Here is a 14248-nt window from a genome sequence, read left to right as displayed (position 1 = left end):
AAAGGTTGTATGCCGCTCGGGCATACAACCTTTTTATTTCGTATATCGATACACAATTGATTCATATGGTCTTAAGTTAAGTTTTGCAATATCCTTGCTGGCATCTTTATAATTCGAAAGTAGTACTTCTTGTTTCATTCCATCTAACTGAACGTGCGCTGGTACTGAATACGTTATTTCTTCTCCATAGAAGTTATTTATAACAAGTAGTACTTCACTTTCTGTAGTACGAGTATATGCCCAAATTTTAGGATCATTTTTATCCAAAATAGCATATTCTCCTTCTGTAATTACATCATACGTTTTTCTAAGCTCTATTAACTTTTTATAATGATAAAATACGGACTCTTTATCTTCTAATGCTTTCTCTACGTTTATTTCTTTAAAATTTTCAGCCGCTGAAATCCAAGGTGTACTTGTTGTAAAACCACTGTTCATCTCTTCATTCCACTGCATCGGAGTGCGAGAGTTGTCACGAGATTTTTGCTTTAAAATCCCTATAATCTCTTCTTTTGATAGCCCTTCTTTTAGCTTTATATCGTATATATTTAACGATTCTACATCACGATATTGCTCGATGGACTCAAATTTAGGATTCGTCATACCGATTTCTTCCCCTTGATAAATATAAGGCGTTCCTTGCAGCATGTGCATGGCTGTCGCTAACATTTTTGCAGATTCGTTTCGGTACTTTCCATCATCACCAAAGCGTGACACGATGCGAGGCTGGTCATGATTACACCAAAATAACGCATTCCATCCTCCGCCCTTTTGCATTTCAATTTGCCAGTTAGACATAATCTCTTTTAATTTAATAAAATCAAACTCTGCTTTCGTCCACTTATCACCATTCGGATAATCTACTTTTAAATGATGGAAACTAAACGTCATGCTTAATTCATTACGCTCAGGATTAGAATATTTAATACAATTATCAATTGTCGTAGATGACATTTCTCCAACTGTAATGACATCTTTTCCTGCAAAAACATTTCGGTTCATCTCTTGTAAATATTCATGAACACGCGGACCATCTGTATAATACTTGCGTCCATCACTTGTCGCAGTACTACCTTCATCGTTTAAAAAGCATTGGTCTTTTGAAATTAAGTTAATGACATCTAATCGGAATCCTGTTACCCCTTTATCCAGCCAAAAACGCATCATATCATATACTTCTTCACGAAGTTTTTCATTTTCCCAATTTAAATCAGCTTGTGTTTCATCAAATAAATGTAAATAATATTGCTCCGTCTTCTCCTCATATTTCCAAGCAGATCCACCAAACTTAGACTGCCAATTATTTTTTTCATCACGCCAAATATAGTAATTACGATATGGACTATTTTTATCTTCCTTCGCTTCTTTAAACCACTTATGTTCAGTCGAACTATGATTTACAACAATATCAAGCATAATCTCAATGTTACGTACTTTCGCTTCTGCTAAAAGTTCTTCAAACTCTTCCATCGTTCCGTAAGATGGATCAATGCTGTAGTAATCACTTACATCATATCCATTATCATTTTGTGGTGATTGGTATATCGGTGTTAACCATATATAATCCACTCCGAGTTCTTTTAAATAATCTAGTTTCTCTGTAACCCCTTTTATATCACCGGTTTCTCTATTGTAATAACTATTAAAGCTCTTCGGATAAATTTGATAGACTACACTTTTATGCCAATCCTTCATGTTTAACTTCCTCCTACTTCTGTTTGACTCTTTTTGCAAATAACCATGTTAAAGTAAATGGGATTACAACTGCAATAATCATTCCTACAATAAACATTGGAATCGATTTCGGAATGATAGAAATAAATGCTGGCAATCCGCCAATTCCGATAGCAGGTGCTAATACACCATTTAATGTAATGAATATCGCTGCCACAGCAGACCCTATAATCGCTGCATAGAACGGGAACTTATTTCGTAAATTCACACCAAACATCGCTGGTTCTGTAATACCGAAGTATGCTGAAATGGCTGATGTTGATGCCATACTTTTATCATTTTGATTTTTAGAAATCCAGAACATCGCAAGTGCCGCACTACCTTGCGCAATGTTAGAAAGAGCGATCATCGGCCAAATAAATGTACCGCCATGTTGTGCAATCAATTGTAAATCAATTGCAATAAACATATGATGCATACCTGTAATTACAAGGGGTGCATATAACGCTCCAAATAATACTGCTCCAACTACTGGTACTGTTTCATATACACCTACTAATCCTACTGTTAATAAATCTCCAATATGACGTGTAACCGGACCGATAATTCCTAGTGCCAACACACCTGTCACAACGATTGTTGTAATTGGTACAACTAATAATTGAATTGCATTTGGTACATGTTTCTTTAAGAAAATTTCCACTTTACTTAATACAAATGCTGCTACTAAAACAGGTAAAATTTGTCCTTGATATCCTACCTTCTCAATTTGGAATAGTCCTAAAATATTGAAGTACTCAATCTTTTGACCCTCTAAACCAGTCGCTGCTTTTCCATAGTCCCAAGCGTTTAATAAGGCCGGGTGCACAAGCATTAATCCCATAACAATCCCTAGTATTGGACTACCACCAAAACGCTTCGTTGCTGACCACCCGACAAGTGCTGGTAAGAATACGAATGCTGTATTGGCCATCATATTAATTAAATCCCAAAGCCCACCTAAGTTCGGATAAACATCTAATAAATTTTTCCCATCAAAAAATAAGTCCTTTGCCCCTAATAGATTGTTAATACCCATTAGTAAACCAGCCGTTACGATCGCTGGTAATATAGGCATAAATACATCCGAAAATATTTTTACAAACTTTTGAGCTGGATTTAACTTCTGATTTCCAGAGTCTTTTACGTCAGCTACAGTCGATTCTTTCATACCTGCAAGCGTTATCAATTCAGCGTAAACACGATCTACATCCCCTGGACCAATTACAACTTGAAATATACCAGCGTTATGAAACGCTCCTTTCACTAATGAAACAGACTGTAATTTATCATTATCTATTTTACTTTCATCTTTTAAAGCGATACGGAGCCTCGTCACACAATGTGCAGCTTGTTCAATATTGTCTTTCCCACCAATATACTGCAACACTTCCTCTGCTGTTTTACGATAGTCTTTCCCCATATTCCCGTCCCTCTTTTCTTTTTTTGATACCGTTTACAATTACATATTAACTCGTATATATAAGTTAGTCAACACTCGTATATACGAGTTCGTGTTTTTTTTTTATAAAAAAAGAGATGAAACAATATTTTGTTCCACCTCTTTACTTCCTGCGTGCCACATCCGAAAAGTGAAAAATATCTAAACGGTGGCGTGATTCTGTATATTCGAACTGACTTCCATCATACAAATGTGTAAAGTTTTTCACAACGACAACATAGTCTGTTCCATTTAAATCTAAATACTTTCTGTCATCCTCTGTACATGGCTGTACTTCTATTACCCTCTGCGAATAACTAATATGTAGCCCAAGCTCTTTCTCGATGTATTTATAAATCGATGCTGTTGCAATTTCTTTCGTTAATCCTGGAATAAATTCAGATACAAAATGATTTATATCTAAAATTACTTTTTCTCCATCAATATTTCGTACACGTTTAATATGGTCAATCTCTGTTTTTTCTTTTACATTTAATAATTTCGCAATTTCTTTTTTGGCTTTTTCTTTGTCCATTTCCACAACTTCCGTAATACAATGACGTCCTAAACGTTCATTTTCTTCTTGGAAACTTACAATACCGCCAAAATTAAATTCAATATTTTTTCGCTTTAAAACAAAAACACCTTTTCCATGAATTTTTTGCACATATCCACGCTCTTGCAGTAAATCTACAGCTTTTCTTACCGTGCCTCGGCTTGCCTCATACTGCTTCATTAATTCTGTTTCTGATGGAATTTTGCATCCCTCTTTTAATTGTTTATTATCAATAGATTTACTGATTTCTGTATAAATTTGTTCATACTTACTCATCATCTACAATAGCCCCTTGTCACCTTCTAATTCTATATGTATTATAACATGCTTCACTCTTCTGCCAATCTCTCACTTATTTTCCAGTACAAGAAAAATATAGGTAAATATTTAATCTTTAAAACGTATTTTCATAAAAATTTTTATATTTTTCTTTTCATTCAAAAAAACATGTAGTATACTAACTTCAAAATCAGAGGAGAAAGGGAGCAAAGAACTATGCTTACTTATACAACAACTGTAGTTACATTTGCACAAAAACATCATCATCATACGTAACCCTTGAAACCTAGCGGAAAAATTACGCGTAGGTACAAGGGTTATTCCCGTTGTACCTACGTTAGGCAAAGAGCCATGTAGGTATTTTTTATCTACATGGCTCTTTTTTTATTGTCAAAAAGCTAGTAAAAAATGATGTTTAAGCAAAACTTACTACAAAGGAGTTAACAAAAATGGAAACGAAAAAATGGGGATTATGGGTTTTAACAGCATTTGTTATCGGGAATATGGTTGGCGGTGGCGTATTTATGCTTCCAGCAAATTTAGCACAAGTATCAGGTCCGATGGGTTCTACACTCGCATGGAGTATTACAGGACTTGGCGTATTTATGATTGCACTTGTATTTGGAAATTTAGCGATTCGGAAACCAGAATTAAAAGCTGGACCACAAAGCTATGCTCAAGCTATGTTTCCTTCAAAAAAAGCTGGTAAAGTTGCAGGATATAGTATGGCATGGGGATATTGGGCTGCTAACTGGGCTGCAACAGCATCTGTTATTATTTCCTTTGCTGGATATTTATCAACATTCTTTCCAGTTTTACAAAGTAAGCAAATTCTTTTTTCAATAAATGGATTTTCACTGGAACTCGGAAAAGGATTAACTTTCCTCGTATGTAGCCTTATGCTGTGGGGAATTCAATATATTCTTTCTCAAAATATTGATCGAGCTGGAAACATGAATCTACTTGCTACCATTGCAAAAATTATCGGATTTACAATGTTTATTGTAATTACATTATTCATTTTCAATGCCTCTAATTTCGGAGACGGTCAAACCTTTATGAATGAAGCAGGACAATCCATCTCGTTAGGGGGACAAATCAATTCAGCTGCTATTGCAACACTCTGGGCATTTATCGGTATTGAATCAGCAGTTATGCTTTCTAATCGTGCAAAATCACAGCGCGATGTAAAAAAAGCTACGATTTTCGGATTAATTATCGCTCTTCTTATTTACATGTCAATTACTTTACTTACAATGGGAGCTCTTCCGCAAGATGCTTTAAAAGAGTCTCAAAAACCATTAGTAGACGCATTAAATTTAGCAATTGGAAGTAAAGGCGCATATATCATGGCTTTACTCGCTCTTATATCTTTATTTGGATCTACAGTTGGCTGGATTGTTGTTAGTTCAGAAGTACCTTACCAGGCAGCAAAGAATGGACTTTTCCCTAAGTTTTTCGGGAAAACAAATAAAAAAGGTAGTCCTTCAAAATCATTATTGATTACAAATGTAATGACGCAAATCTTCTTATTTTCAACGATTTCTGGTACTGTTTCAGAAGCGTATAGTTTCGCTATCGTCGTAGCAACATTAGCCTATTTAATTCCATACCTTGTTTCTACTCTGTACCAATTCAAACTGGTTATTACAGGAGAAACGTATGATATAATGCCTGGTTCTCGAATAAAGGACGGAATCATCACTACATTAGCATTTATATACTCAATTTGGGTTATCAAAACAGGAACTGCTGACTTAAAAACGTTCTTCTTAGGAATTGGATTGTTCGTATTAGGTCTTATTCTTTATCCTGTACTAATGAAAGACTCACAAAAAACGGATTAAATAAAGAGAAGCTGCTGGCTTCTCTTTTTTATTAAAAATCTGTAATTAACTTTTCTTTTAGCTCTCCTACAGATAAAGGTTTCGCATAATAAAATCCCTGTACATAATCACAGCTCATTGATTGTAACAAACTCTCTTGCTCTACTGTTTCTACCCCTGCAGCAACTACTGCTAAATTTAAACTATGAGCAATTTCAATAACGGATTTTACAATCGTTCGTTCTGGTTGTGCATGATCATAATGAAATTCACGAATAAAATTACGATCAATTTTTACAATATCCAGTGGTAGTTGTTTTAAATAATATAAGGAAGAATAGCCAGTTCCGAAATCATCCAAAGCAATTAAAACACCCATATTTCTTAATTCTTGTAATGTAGCAATAATATAATCAAAATGGCGAACTGCAATGCTTTCCGTTATTTCTAATATTAAACGGTTCGGAGGAAAACCAGTTCTCTTTAAAATGCTACGTACAGACAAAATAAAACGTTTCTGCATTAATTGTTGTATAGATAAATTCACAGATAACTTTAGTCCTTCTTGATAATTTGGCAAAGTTTTAAACAATCGGCATGACTTTTCTAATACCCAGTCTCCTAGCTTTATAATAAGTCCAGACTCTTCAGCAACAGGGATAAATTCGCTTGGTGAAATAGGTCCGTCTTCTGTCATACAACGTACTAGAGCTTCTATACCAGAATATCTCTTCGTTTTCAAATCAATAATAGGCTGCAATGCTACATCTAACTCTTCATCACGAATTGCCTTTTGCAAAGCAAACTCAACTTTCATTCTACGATTTATTTTCGCGCGTAGCTCATCTGTAAAGAAACACGCAGCGTTTCTCCCCTGTTCTTTTGCACTATACATAGCTAAGTCAGAGTTTTTCAATAAAGTTTCCACATCTTGTCCGTCTTGTGGATAAGAACAAAGTCCTAGACTAGCTGAAATGTATACTTCATGGCCTTCCAGCATAAATGGTGCCTGAAAACATGACAACACAGATGTCGCTAACTGACTCATATCATCTTGTCTATGATTTTTTGTTAACAGCACAAATTCGTCGCCACCTAGCCTAGCCAGAACATCTTTCTCTCCTAGTACATAATGCAACCGTGAAGCAACTTCGCTTAAAAGTAAATCCCCTATCATATGACCTAACGTATCATTTACTAATTTAAAACGGTCCAAATCAAAGTAAATCATACCAAATTCTTTTTTATCTGCAATCAATTTATTAACGGTCGTTATTAATTGTAAACGGTTAGGCAAACTCGTTAAAGCATCATGATAGGCAAGTTCCCTATAACGACTTTCACTTAGCCGCAATCTATGTTCCGCTTCTTTTCTACTACTAATATCATTTCGAATTGCGATAAACTGGTATGGCTCTCCTTTTTCATTTAAAAATGGAACAATTGTTGTTTTGACCCAATAATATGTACCATCTTTTGCTCGATTCCGAATCTCACCTGTCCATACTTTCCCATTCAAAATACGTTTCCATAAGTCTTGAAAAAAGGTTTTTGGATGATGTCCTGAATTTAAAATACGGTGATCTTTTCCAATTAATTCTTCTCTTTTGTATTTAGAGATTTCACAAAATTTATCATTTACATATGTAATAAGACCTTTTCGATCTGTAATTGCAACAATTGAAGACTCATCTAATGCTAACTTTAAATCTCGCAATGAAGAGTCATATAATGCATGACCTCTCTGTTCTAGCATGCGCATCTCTCCTTGCTTCTATCTGACTAAAACACAACCTGTTTCTCTTCATAGAAATAGAGATATTTCATTTTCTAACACTAGCCCATTACATAAATTATCTTTTTAAATAGACCGATTAAAATAACATAATATTATTTGTAATAAAAAGCAATATTATACCGTTCCAATTATAACTAGTAGCTTCTCATCTCCCTAATTATTTCGCGCCTTATTATACTGCAATCCCTTTAAGTGGCTCTATGCAAGCCTTATTTCCAACTAATACCACTCACATCTGATCTCTTTGTTTTTAATAACGAAATAGAAATTAGAACATACTACATAACTATTCACGAATAATAATATAAAACTCTACATCAATGTATATGTTTTTGAATTACAATAACAAAATATTAACATATTTTCACCTTAATTTTGGAAGTATTTTATAAATAAATACCGTATTAAACTAAAAAAGAGGATAGCCTCTTTTTTAGTTTAATACGAATATGGTATTTGCTGATAACCTGGGTATGGCATTGGATACGTTACAGGGTTGGGTGTATTTTATAAATAAATACCGTATTAAACTAAAAAAGACTCTTTTTTAGTTTAATACGAATATGGTATTTGCTGATAACCTGGGTATGGCATTGGATACGTTACAGGGTATGGTGATGGATAAGCTACTGGATATGGAGCCGGATAATATCCTCCACTTGTTGCACCTGTTAACGCACCCGCTGTCAGTCCGCCTAACACTCCTCCTGCAAAGCTTCCAGGGAAAAATCCGCCTCCCCATGAACTACCACCACCCCAGCCCCATCCGCCTCCGTGATGATGATGGTGATCATAGTGATTGTGTCCTCCATGGTGATGATGTCCGCCGTTATGATTATGCCCACCATGATTGTGTCCTCCATGATGATTCCGATAGTACAATCCATTATTTTCTATATAATTCATGTTTCTCCGCTCCTTTTCGATTTTTTCATTTTCATATGCGTTAAGAGTGAGATAAAAAATGGGATAGTACACTGTATGTAGGACAAATGCGGAAAGTATAGGTGAAATGTCTATATTTTGTAAAAAAAGCAAAACACCTTATAATAAAGATGTCATATTACATCTTCTATTTAAGAAGTCTATATTGAAAAAAGATTAGGGGAATTATATAGAAATGAAGAAGCCTATCGTTCAATTACTATTAATATTTACAATTGTATCTATCGTTCTGTTCCTATTAAATACATCGTATATCTCGTTATATACATTTGTCGGTGCTCTATGGTCCATCACAATCGTAGGAATTTCATTCGTTATTTTTATAGAAAATAGATCTCCACAAAGTACATTAGCATGGTTTTTAGTATTAGCACTTCTTCCTATTATAGGTGTGCTTTTATACGCTATTTTTGGACGCAGCCGCTGGAGAAGAAAAAAACATCTCCATCGTTCAGAAGAACAAAGAAAATTATTCCGTGAAATATTAGAAGGAAGAAGACTAGAGTTATTACTCACAGTCCCACTAAATGAACGTTCCTTACATTTAACAGAAGTCATACAAAAATTTGGAGGCGGTCCTGCCGCAGATAAAACAACTACAAAACTTTTAACAAACGGAGATCAAACATTTTCAGAAATTTTGCGAGCTATAGAGCAGGCAAAACATCATATACATATTCAATACTACATTTATAAATCTGATGAAATTGGTACAAAAGTTCGAGATGCTTTAATACAAAAAGCAAAAGATGGTGTTATTGTACGCTTCCTTTATGATGGCCTTGGAAGTAATACGTTAAGAAGACGATTTTTACAACCTATGAAAGAAGCTGGGATTGAAATTGTAGAATTTGACCCTATTTTTTCAGCTTGGTTACTTGAAACTGTCAATTATCGTAACCATCGAAAAATTGTTATTGTAGATGGAGAAATTGGTTTTACCGGAGGACTCAATGTCGGTGATGAATATCTTGGCCGTTCAAAGAAATTTCCTGTTTGGCGTGATAGTCATTTAAAAATAGAAGGAAAAGCATTATATAAATTACAAGCAATCTTTCTAGAAGACTGGCTCTATGCCTCTAGTGGTTTAAATACTTATTCCTGGGATCAATTCATGAATAGACAATACTTCCCAGGTAAAGAGATTTCAAATGCAGAAGGTGCTGTTCAAATCGTAGCCAGCGGACCAAGCTCCGATGATAAAAGTATTCGTAATACATTATTAGCTGTTATGGGCTCTGCAAAAAAATCAATTTGGATTGCTACACCCTACTTTATTCCAGATCAAGAAACTTTAACATTATTACGCTTAAGTGCAATTGCCGGAATAGATGTACGGATTTTATATCCAGGTAAAAGTGATAGCATCATTAGTGATCAAGCATCTCAATCCTATTTCACTCCGCTTTTAAAGGCTGGTGCTTCTATTTACAGTTATAAAGATGGTTTTATGCATGCAAAAATTGTACTCGTTGATGATACAATTGCAACTATTGGAACAGCAAACATGGATGTACGTAGCTTTGAATTGAATTACGAAATTATTAGCGTACTTTATGAATCAAAAACAGTTCACGATATTAAACATGATTTTGAAGAAGACTTTAAACATTCAACTGAAATTAAATGGAACTCTTTCCAAAAAAGAAGTATAAAAAAACGCATATTGGAGTCTTTCATGAGGCTCATTTCTCCTTTACTGTAAGCAATCAACTTCATCTTGATTGCTTTTTCTTTTCCCTTTATCCTCCTTCCTTTTCTTTGCATACCATATTAAAACAAGTTATCATAAGATGTATTACTTTATGAAAATAATGTTAGGTGGGAAATACATGTTAGAACAATTTCATATACATTCTGATTTAAAACAACAGCTTTCTACGATTCATGAAAAGAATAAACAAGAAGCTGGTGAAAATGCACATTTAATCGGAACGAAAATATATAAAGCGTCTGATAATAGCATTATTGAAGATGCGATTACAGCACTTCTTCTTGGCAAGAACATTCTATTAAAAGGACCGACTGGTAGTGGTAAAACAGTACTAGCGGAAACTCTTTCTTCTTTATTCCAAAAACCAATGCATAGCATTAACTGCTCTGTCGACTTAGATGTAGAAGGTATTTTAGGATACAACACACTACAAACGAACGATGGTGCATCTGAAGTTTCATTCGTTAACGGTCCTCTTATGAAAGCAATGAAGAACGGTCACTTCCTATATATTGACGAAATCAATATGGCAAAACCTGAAACTTTACCGCTACTTCACGGCGCATTAGATTACCGTAAAATGATCACAAACCCATTTACACAAGAGGTTGTATACGGTGATGACGAATACCGTGTAATTGCTGCGATTAACGAAGGTTACGTTGGAACAAGTGAACTAAATGAAGCATTAAAAAACCGTTTCGTTATTATTGAAGTTCCTTACATTCAAGGTGACACATTAAAAGAACTATTATTAGCAGAATCAAAATTAAATGATGTTGCAACAATTGAAAAGTTTGTTGCATTTGCAAGCGACCTTATGCCTTTAGCTCGCGATGGACGTGTAAGTGAAGAAGCAGCAAGTATTCGTGGTATTATCGACGCATGTGATTTAGGTGTATATATTCCTGTTATGCGAGCGATTGAACGAAGCATAATTGCAAAACTTAATGATGAAACAGAACAAATGACTGTCCGTGAATTAGCAGAAAGTTATTTCTTTGAGGGATAATTTATGAGACAAATTTTTAGTGACAAAAAAATTGATGCGTCGCTGTTTCTACAAATGGAAAACTTAATGTATGCCCTTCTAAAAGAAGACGATGCCTATCTTGAATATGGCTATAAAGCATACTACGACGAAATTGAAAAGAAAGTTGTCATTAGTCACTTTTGGGATGATCGAAAAGAAGAAGATACAGTAATCGGATTAAAAAGCGAAGTGTTCTTAAAAGCACTTGGTAATAAACATTACTCGGACATGACTTTAATTCGTTCTTATGCAATTGAATTGCAAGAATCGCCCCTAAGAAAGTTTTTAACACAATTATTTGTTCTATTAGAAGATTTACGCGTTGAGGAAATCGTAAAGAACTTACGTCCTGGCACAAAGCATGTTTTTAAACGCCGAAAAGAAATGTACCGCAATTACTTCGGCTCCCAAAATGAAATAAACCGTGTTCGTAATTATCACGCTGATCGTCTATTTTGCCTATGCTATCTTTCATTAACGAGCGATAAATATGAAATGTTTAATAATGAATATTTCGAGCAAATTGAAGCGATTTTACATGAAACATTCCAAGCACGTAATACAGAAGATATTATGTATATCGTTGAGAAAATTCGCTATCGCTTAGAGGCGCTTCTTGAAAGTGATATGCTTAACAACTATTTCGGACATGCTCCACTTTACTTATCTGTTCTTGCAGACGAAAAGAACTGTCGCGTCGAAGATTTAGCAAATGATGATACGCAGCTTATAGATGACGATGAAAATAAAAACAAAATGGATGAAAGTTTCTCCACATGGCATCGTGAAAATAAAAATAACGAAAACGAGAACTTTTTACGCTTTGAATTAGAAAGCGGAACAAAAACAAACATGATGGGCGATACTGCTCGTGAATCAGAAGATGGCGACCAAGCACTTGGTTCTGTACAAGGTACTTCTCAAAAAAGTACACAATCCAACTTTGATGGCGCTGATACAGAAGAAGCAAGGGCTTCACACGCTTCTAGCCAGCACGACGGTGCATATGGGAAGTATAATGTAGGTGCTTCTCATACATTTAAAGAAGCTCGCAAAGTAAATATTGATGAGAAAAAAGATTACCAAGCTATCAAATCAGTCGTCAATAAAGATGTAAAAGAATTAAAGAAAATTATCGAAAAAACGATTGAAAATAAAACGAATGCGAATAGTGATAAATATTACGGAAGACTTCGTAAGAAATTCCTCCGTATTTATACCGAAAAACAACCGCGGATGTTTTATAAAAAAGGACAAGAGTCACAAGAACTCGATGTTGCATTCCAACTGTTAGTTGACTGTTCTGGTTCTATGTATAACAAAATGGAAGAAACGAAGAAGAGTGTTGTACTATTCCATGAAGCTTTAAAATCTTTAAAAATCCCGCACGCTATTAGCGGATTTTGGGAAGATGCCTCTAGCGCTAAACCTGAAGATAAGCCGAACGTTATCCATGAAGTTGTAAATTATAAAAACTCAACGTTACCAAACGTTGGTCCAGAAATTATGCAACTTCGTGAAGAAGAAGATAACCGCGACGGATATATTATTCGTATCGTTTCTGAAAAGCTTGCCAAAAGACCTGAGAAACATAAATTCTTACTAGTCTTCACAGACGGTGAGCCTTCTGCGCTAGACTATCAACAAGACGGAATTTTAGATACGCATGAAGCTGTTAAACTCGCGCGTAAAAGTGGTATGGAAGTAATCGGTATCTTCATCGAAGAAGGCGAAGCGAAAGAAGCAACTTATCAATTGATGAAAAACATTTATAACCATCACTTCTTAGTTGCAAATCACGCTGAAGATTTACGTCTAAAGATTAAACCACTATTGAAAAAGTTATTACTGAAGACGATTGAATAGAAAATAGGAGCCTTGTGGCTCCTGTTTTTTCGTTCAATTACTTTGTTTCTGGTTGAAACTTGTATGGAATGGCTACTTCTAACAAAGATTCAAATCCTCCGTCATAGTATGGGAAGCGCTCATTCGCAATTGTTCGACCCACCCACTCTATTGCAGAAATTTCACCTTCATCTTCCGCAATAAGTTCACCTTTTACTACATTCGCTCGGAATGTAAAAAATAGTGCATGATTCCCTGATTCTTCAAAGAATTTTTCATTGATCGCAACAAGTCCACCTAACGCAGCAGTTAAACCTGTCTCTTCTTTCACTTCTCTTATTAGTGCTTCCTCTAATATTTCACCTTTTTCCACAGCCCCGCCTGGCAATGACCAAACGTTTTGTTCTACATTATGTACCATTAATATTTTATCTGTTTCTTCGTCATGTATTAGTGCATATACGACATCAACTCTTTGCATGTTGCATTTCCCCTTCAATTAACTCATCCATTGTAAATAAGGAGTGCAACTGCAATCCATCTTCTAATAAGTTATCTCTTCCTTCTTTTGTTCGTTCAATCACACCTAGAACATGATTAACTTTCGCACCTAGTTCTCTTAAATCTTTCGTGCTTAATAATATTTGACCGCCTGTCGTAATGACATCTTCAACAACACAAACATTTTTCCCAGCAATATCAACACCCTCTGCCAACTTACATGTGCCGTACTTCTTCGCTTCTTTTCTTACAAATACGACTGGTATACCTGTTTGTAAAGATAATGCCGTTGCTACTGGAATTCCTCCCATCTCTAAACCAGCGAGTGCTTCTGTATCAGGAGGAATGAGCTCTTTCAACTGTTTAGTAATTTCTAATAACAGTACTGGATTAGATTCAAATAAGTACTTATCAAAGTATTGATTTGATACTTGTCCTGATCGAAGTTTAAATGTTCCCGTTAAACGTGACGTATTGTAAATTTCCTTTGCTAACTCCCATTTCTCCATTCCTTGTCTCCCCTTTACACACAAATTAACTCATTCTATCACATTTGTAATTATTTGCATATTCCCAAAATACAAATAAAAAGAGTCG

Annotated in this window: 11 protein-coding genes; 4 read left to right on the top strand and 7 right to left on the bottom strand. The window is 35.0% G+C overall.

From position 1 onward, the window contains the following. Positions 1-33: 33 nt before the first annotated feature. The 3 genes from treC to treR all read right to left on the bottom strand — a co-directional run bounded on the left by treC (position 34) and on the right by treR (position 3989). The gene (treC, locus tag DN400_RS03385) at positions 34-1695 is read right to left on the bottom strand and encodes an alpha,alpha-phosphotrehalase (protein ID WP_000656151.1); all 1662 of its coding nucleotides are present in this window, start codon (positions 1693-1695) and stop codon (positions 34-36) included. 13 nt (positions 1696-1708) lie between these two features. Further along, on the bottom strand, positions 1709-3136 hold the full coding sequence (gene treP / locus DN400_RS03380) for a PTS system trehalose-specific EIIBC component (protein ID WP_000513942.1): 1428 nt from the start codon (positions 3134-3136) through the stop codon (positions 1709-1711). Between the two features lie 142 nt (positions 3137-3278). Then, a complete protein-coding gene (treR, locus tag DN400_RS03375; protein WP_147801545.1) occupies positions 3279-3989 on the bottom strand; it encodes a trehalose operon repressor in 711 nt (236 codons plus the stop codon). Between the two features lie 449 nt (positions 3990-4438). On the opposite strand from treR, the gene DN400_RS03370 reads away from it, so the two are divergent. Continuing rightward, positions 4439-5836 (top strand): amino acid permease, encoded by a 1398-nt coding sequence (locus DN400_RS03370; protein ID WP_098255462.1) that lies wholly within the window; start codon positions 4439-4441, stop codon positions 5834-5836. Between the two features lie 31 nt (positions 5837-5867). Here the strand turns inward: DN400_RS03370 and DN400_RS03365 are convergent, their stop codons facing one another. Next, complete coding sequence (locus tag DN400_RS03365; protein ID WP_147801544.1) at positions 5868-7571, bottom strand: putative bifunctional diguanylate cyclase/phosphodiesterase; 1704 nt, start codon at positions 7569-7571, stop codon at positions 5868-5870. A gap of 594 nt (positions 7572-8165) precedes the next feature. Further along, complete coding sequence (locus DN400_RS03360) at positions 8166-8519, bottom strand: hypothetical protein (protein ID WP_001106379.1); 354 nt, start codon at positions 8517-8519, stop codon at positions 8166-8168. 214 nt (positions 8520-8733) lie between these two features. On the opposite strand from DN400_RS03360, the gene DN400_RS03355 reads away from it, so the two are divergent. From DN400_RS03355 to DN400_RS03345, 3 genes are all read left to right on the top strand, one after another. Next, complete coding sequence (locus DN400_RS03355) at positions 8734-10263, top strand: cardiolipin synthase (RefSeq protein ID WP_000743035.1); 1530 nt, start codon at positions 8734-8736, stop codon at positions 10261-10263. Positions 10264-10390: 127 nt separating this feature from the next. Then, positions 10391-11284: an ATP-binding protein gene (locus tag DN400_RS03350; RefSeq protein WP_000892992.1), complete on the top strand. Its 894-nt coding sequence runs from the start codon at positions 10391-10393 to the stop codon at positions 11282-11284. Between the two features lie 3 nt (positions 11285-11287). Next, positions 11288-13171, top strand: a complete 1884-nt coding sequence (locus DN400_RS03345) for a vWA domain-containing protein (RefSeq protein ID WP_001248879.1) — start codon at positions 11288-11290, stop codon at positions 13169-13171. A gap of 37 nt (positions 13172-13208) precedes the next feature. Here the strand turns inward: DN400_RS03345 and DN400_RS03340 are convergent, their stop codons facing one another. Next, complete coding sequence (locus DN400_RS03340) at positions 13209-13631, bottom strand: NUDIX hydrolase (RefSeq protein ID WP_001189939.1); 423 nt, start codon at positions 13629-13631, stop codon at positions 13209-13211. Continuing rightward, complete coding sequence (gene pyrE / locus DN400_RS03335; RefSeq protein ID WP_000417032.1) at positions 13618-14160, bottom strand: orotate phosphoribosyltransferase; 543 nt, start codon at positions 14158-14160, stop codon at positions 13618-13620. The genes DN400_RS03340 and pyrE overlap by 14 nt, the downstream gene beginning before the upstream one ends. Positions 14161-14248: the final 88 nt, after the last annotated feature.

The organism is Bacillus sp. AR8-1 (assembly GCF_008042345.1).
Classification (GTDB): Bacteria; Bacillota; Bacilli; order Bacillales; family Bacillaceae_G; genus Bacillus_A; species Bacillus_A cereus.
Note: the sequence above shows the minus strand (reverse complement) of the source record. Positions and strands in the feature narration are given on the sequence as shown.

What these genes read in the sequence shown, in the direction of transcription:
- DN400_RS03345 (WP_001248879.1), top strand. Translation starts at nt 11,288, where the DNA reads ATGAGACAAATTTTTAGTGACAAAAAAATTGATGCGTCGCTGTTTCTA.
- DN400_RS03370 (WP_098255462.1), top strand. Translation starts at nt 4,439, where the DNA reads ATGGAAACGAAAAAATGGGGATTATGGGTTTTAACAGCATTTGTTATC.
- treR (WP_147801545.1), bottom strand. Translation starts at nt 3,989, where the DNA reads ATGATGAGTAAGTATGAACAAATTTATACAGAAATCAGTAAATCTATT.
- DN400_RS03360 (WP_001106379.1), bottom strand. Translation starts at nt 8,519, where the DNA reads ATGAATTATATAGAAAATAATGGATTGTACTATCGGAATCATCATGGA.
- DN400_RS03365 (WP_147801544.1), bottom strand. Translation starts at nt 7,571, where the DNA reads ATGCTAGAACAGAGAGGTCATGCATTATATGACTCTTCATTGCGAGAT.
- treP (WP_000513942.1), bottom strand. Translation starts at nt 3,136, where the DNA reads ATGGGGAAAGACTATCGTAAAACAGCAGAGGAAGTGTTGCAGTATATT.
- pyrE (WP_000417032.1), bottom strand. Translation starts at nt 14,160, where the DNA reads ATGGAGAAATGGGAGTTAGCAAAGGAAATTTACAATACGTCACGTTTA.
- DN400_RS03355 (WP_000743035.1), top strand. Translation starts at nt 8,734, where the DNA reads ATGAAGAAGCCTATCGTTCAATTACTATTAATATTTACAATTGTATCT.
- DN400_RS03340 (WP_001189939.1), bottom strand. Translation starts at nt 13,631, where the DNA reads ATGCAAAGAGTTGATGTCGTATATGCACTAATACATGACGAAGAAACA.
- DN400_RS03350 (WP_000892992.1), top strand. Translation starts at nt 10,391, where the DNA reads ATGTTAGAACAATTTCATATACATTCTGATTTAAAACAACAGCTTTCT.
- treC (WP_000656151.1), bottom strand. Translation starts at nt 1,695, where the DNA reads ATGAAGGATTGGCATAAAAGTGTAGTCTATCAAATTTATCCGAAGAGC.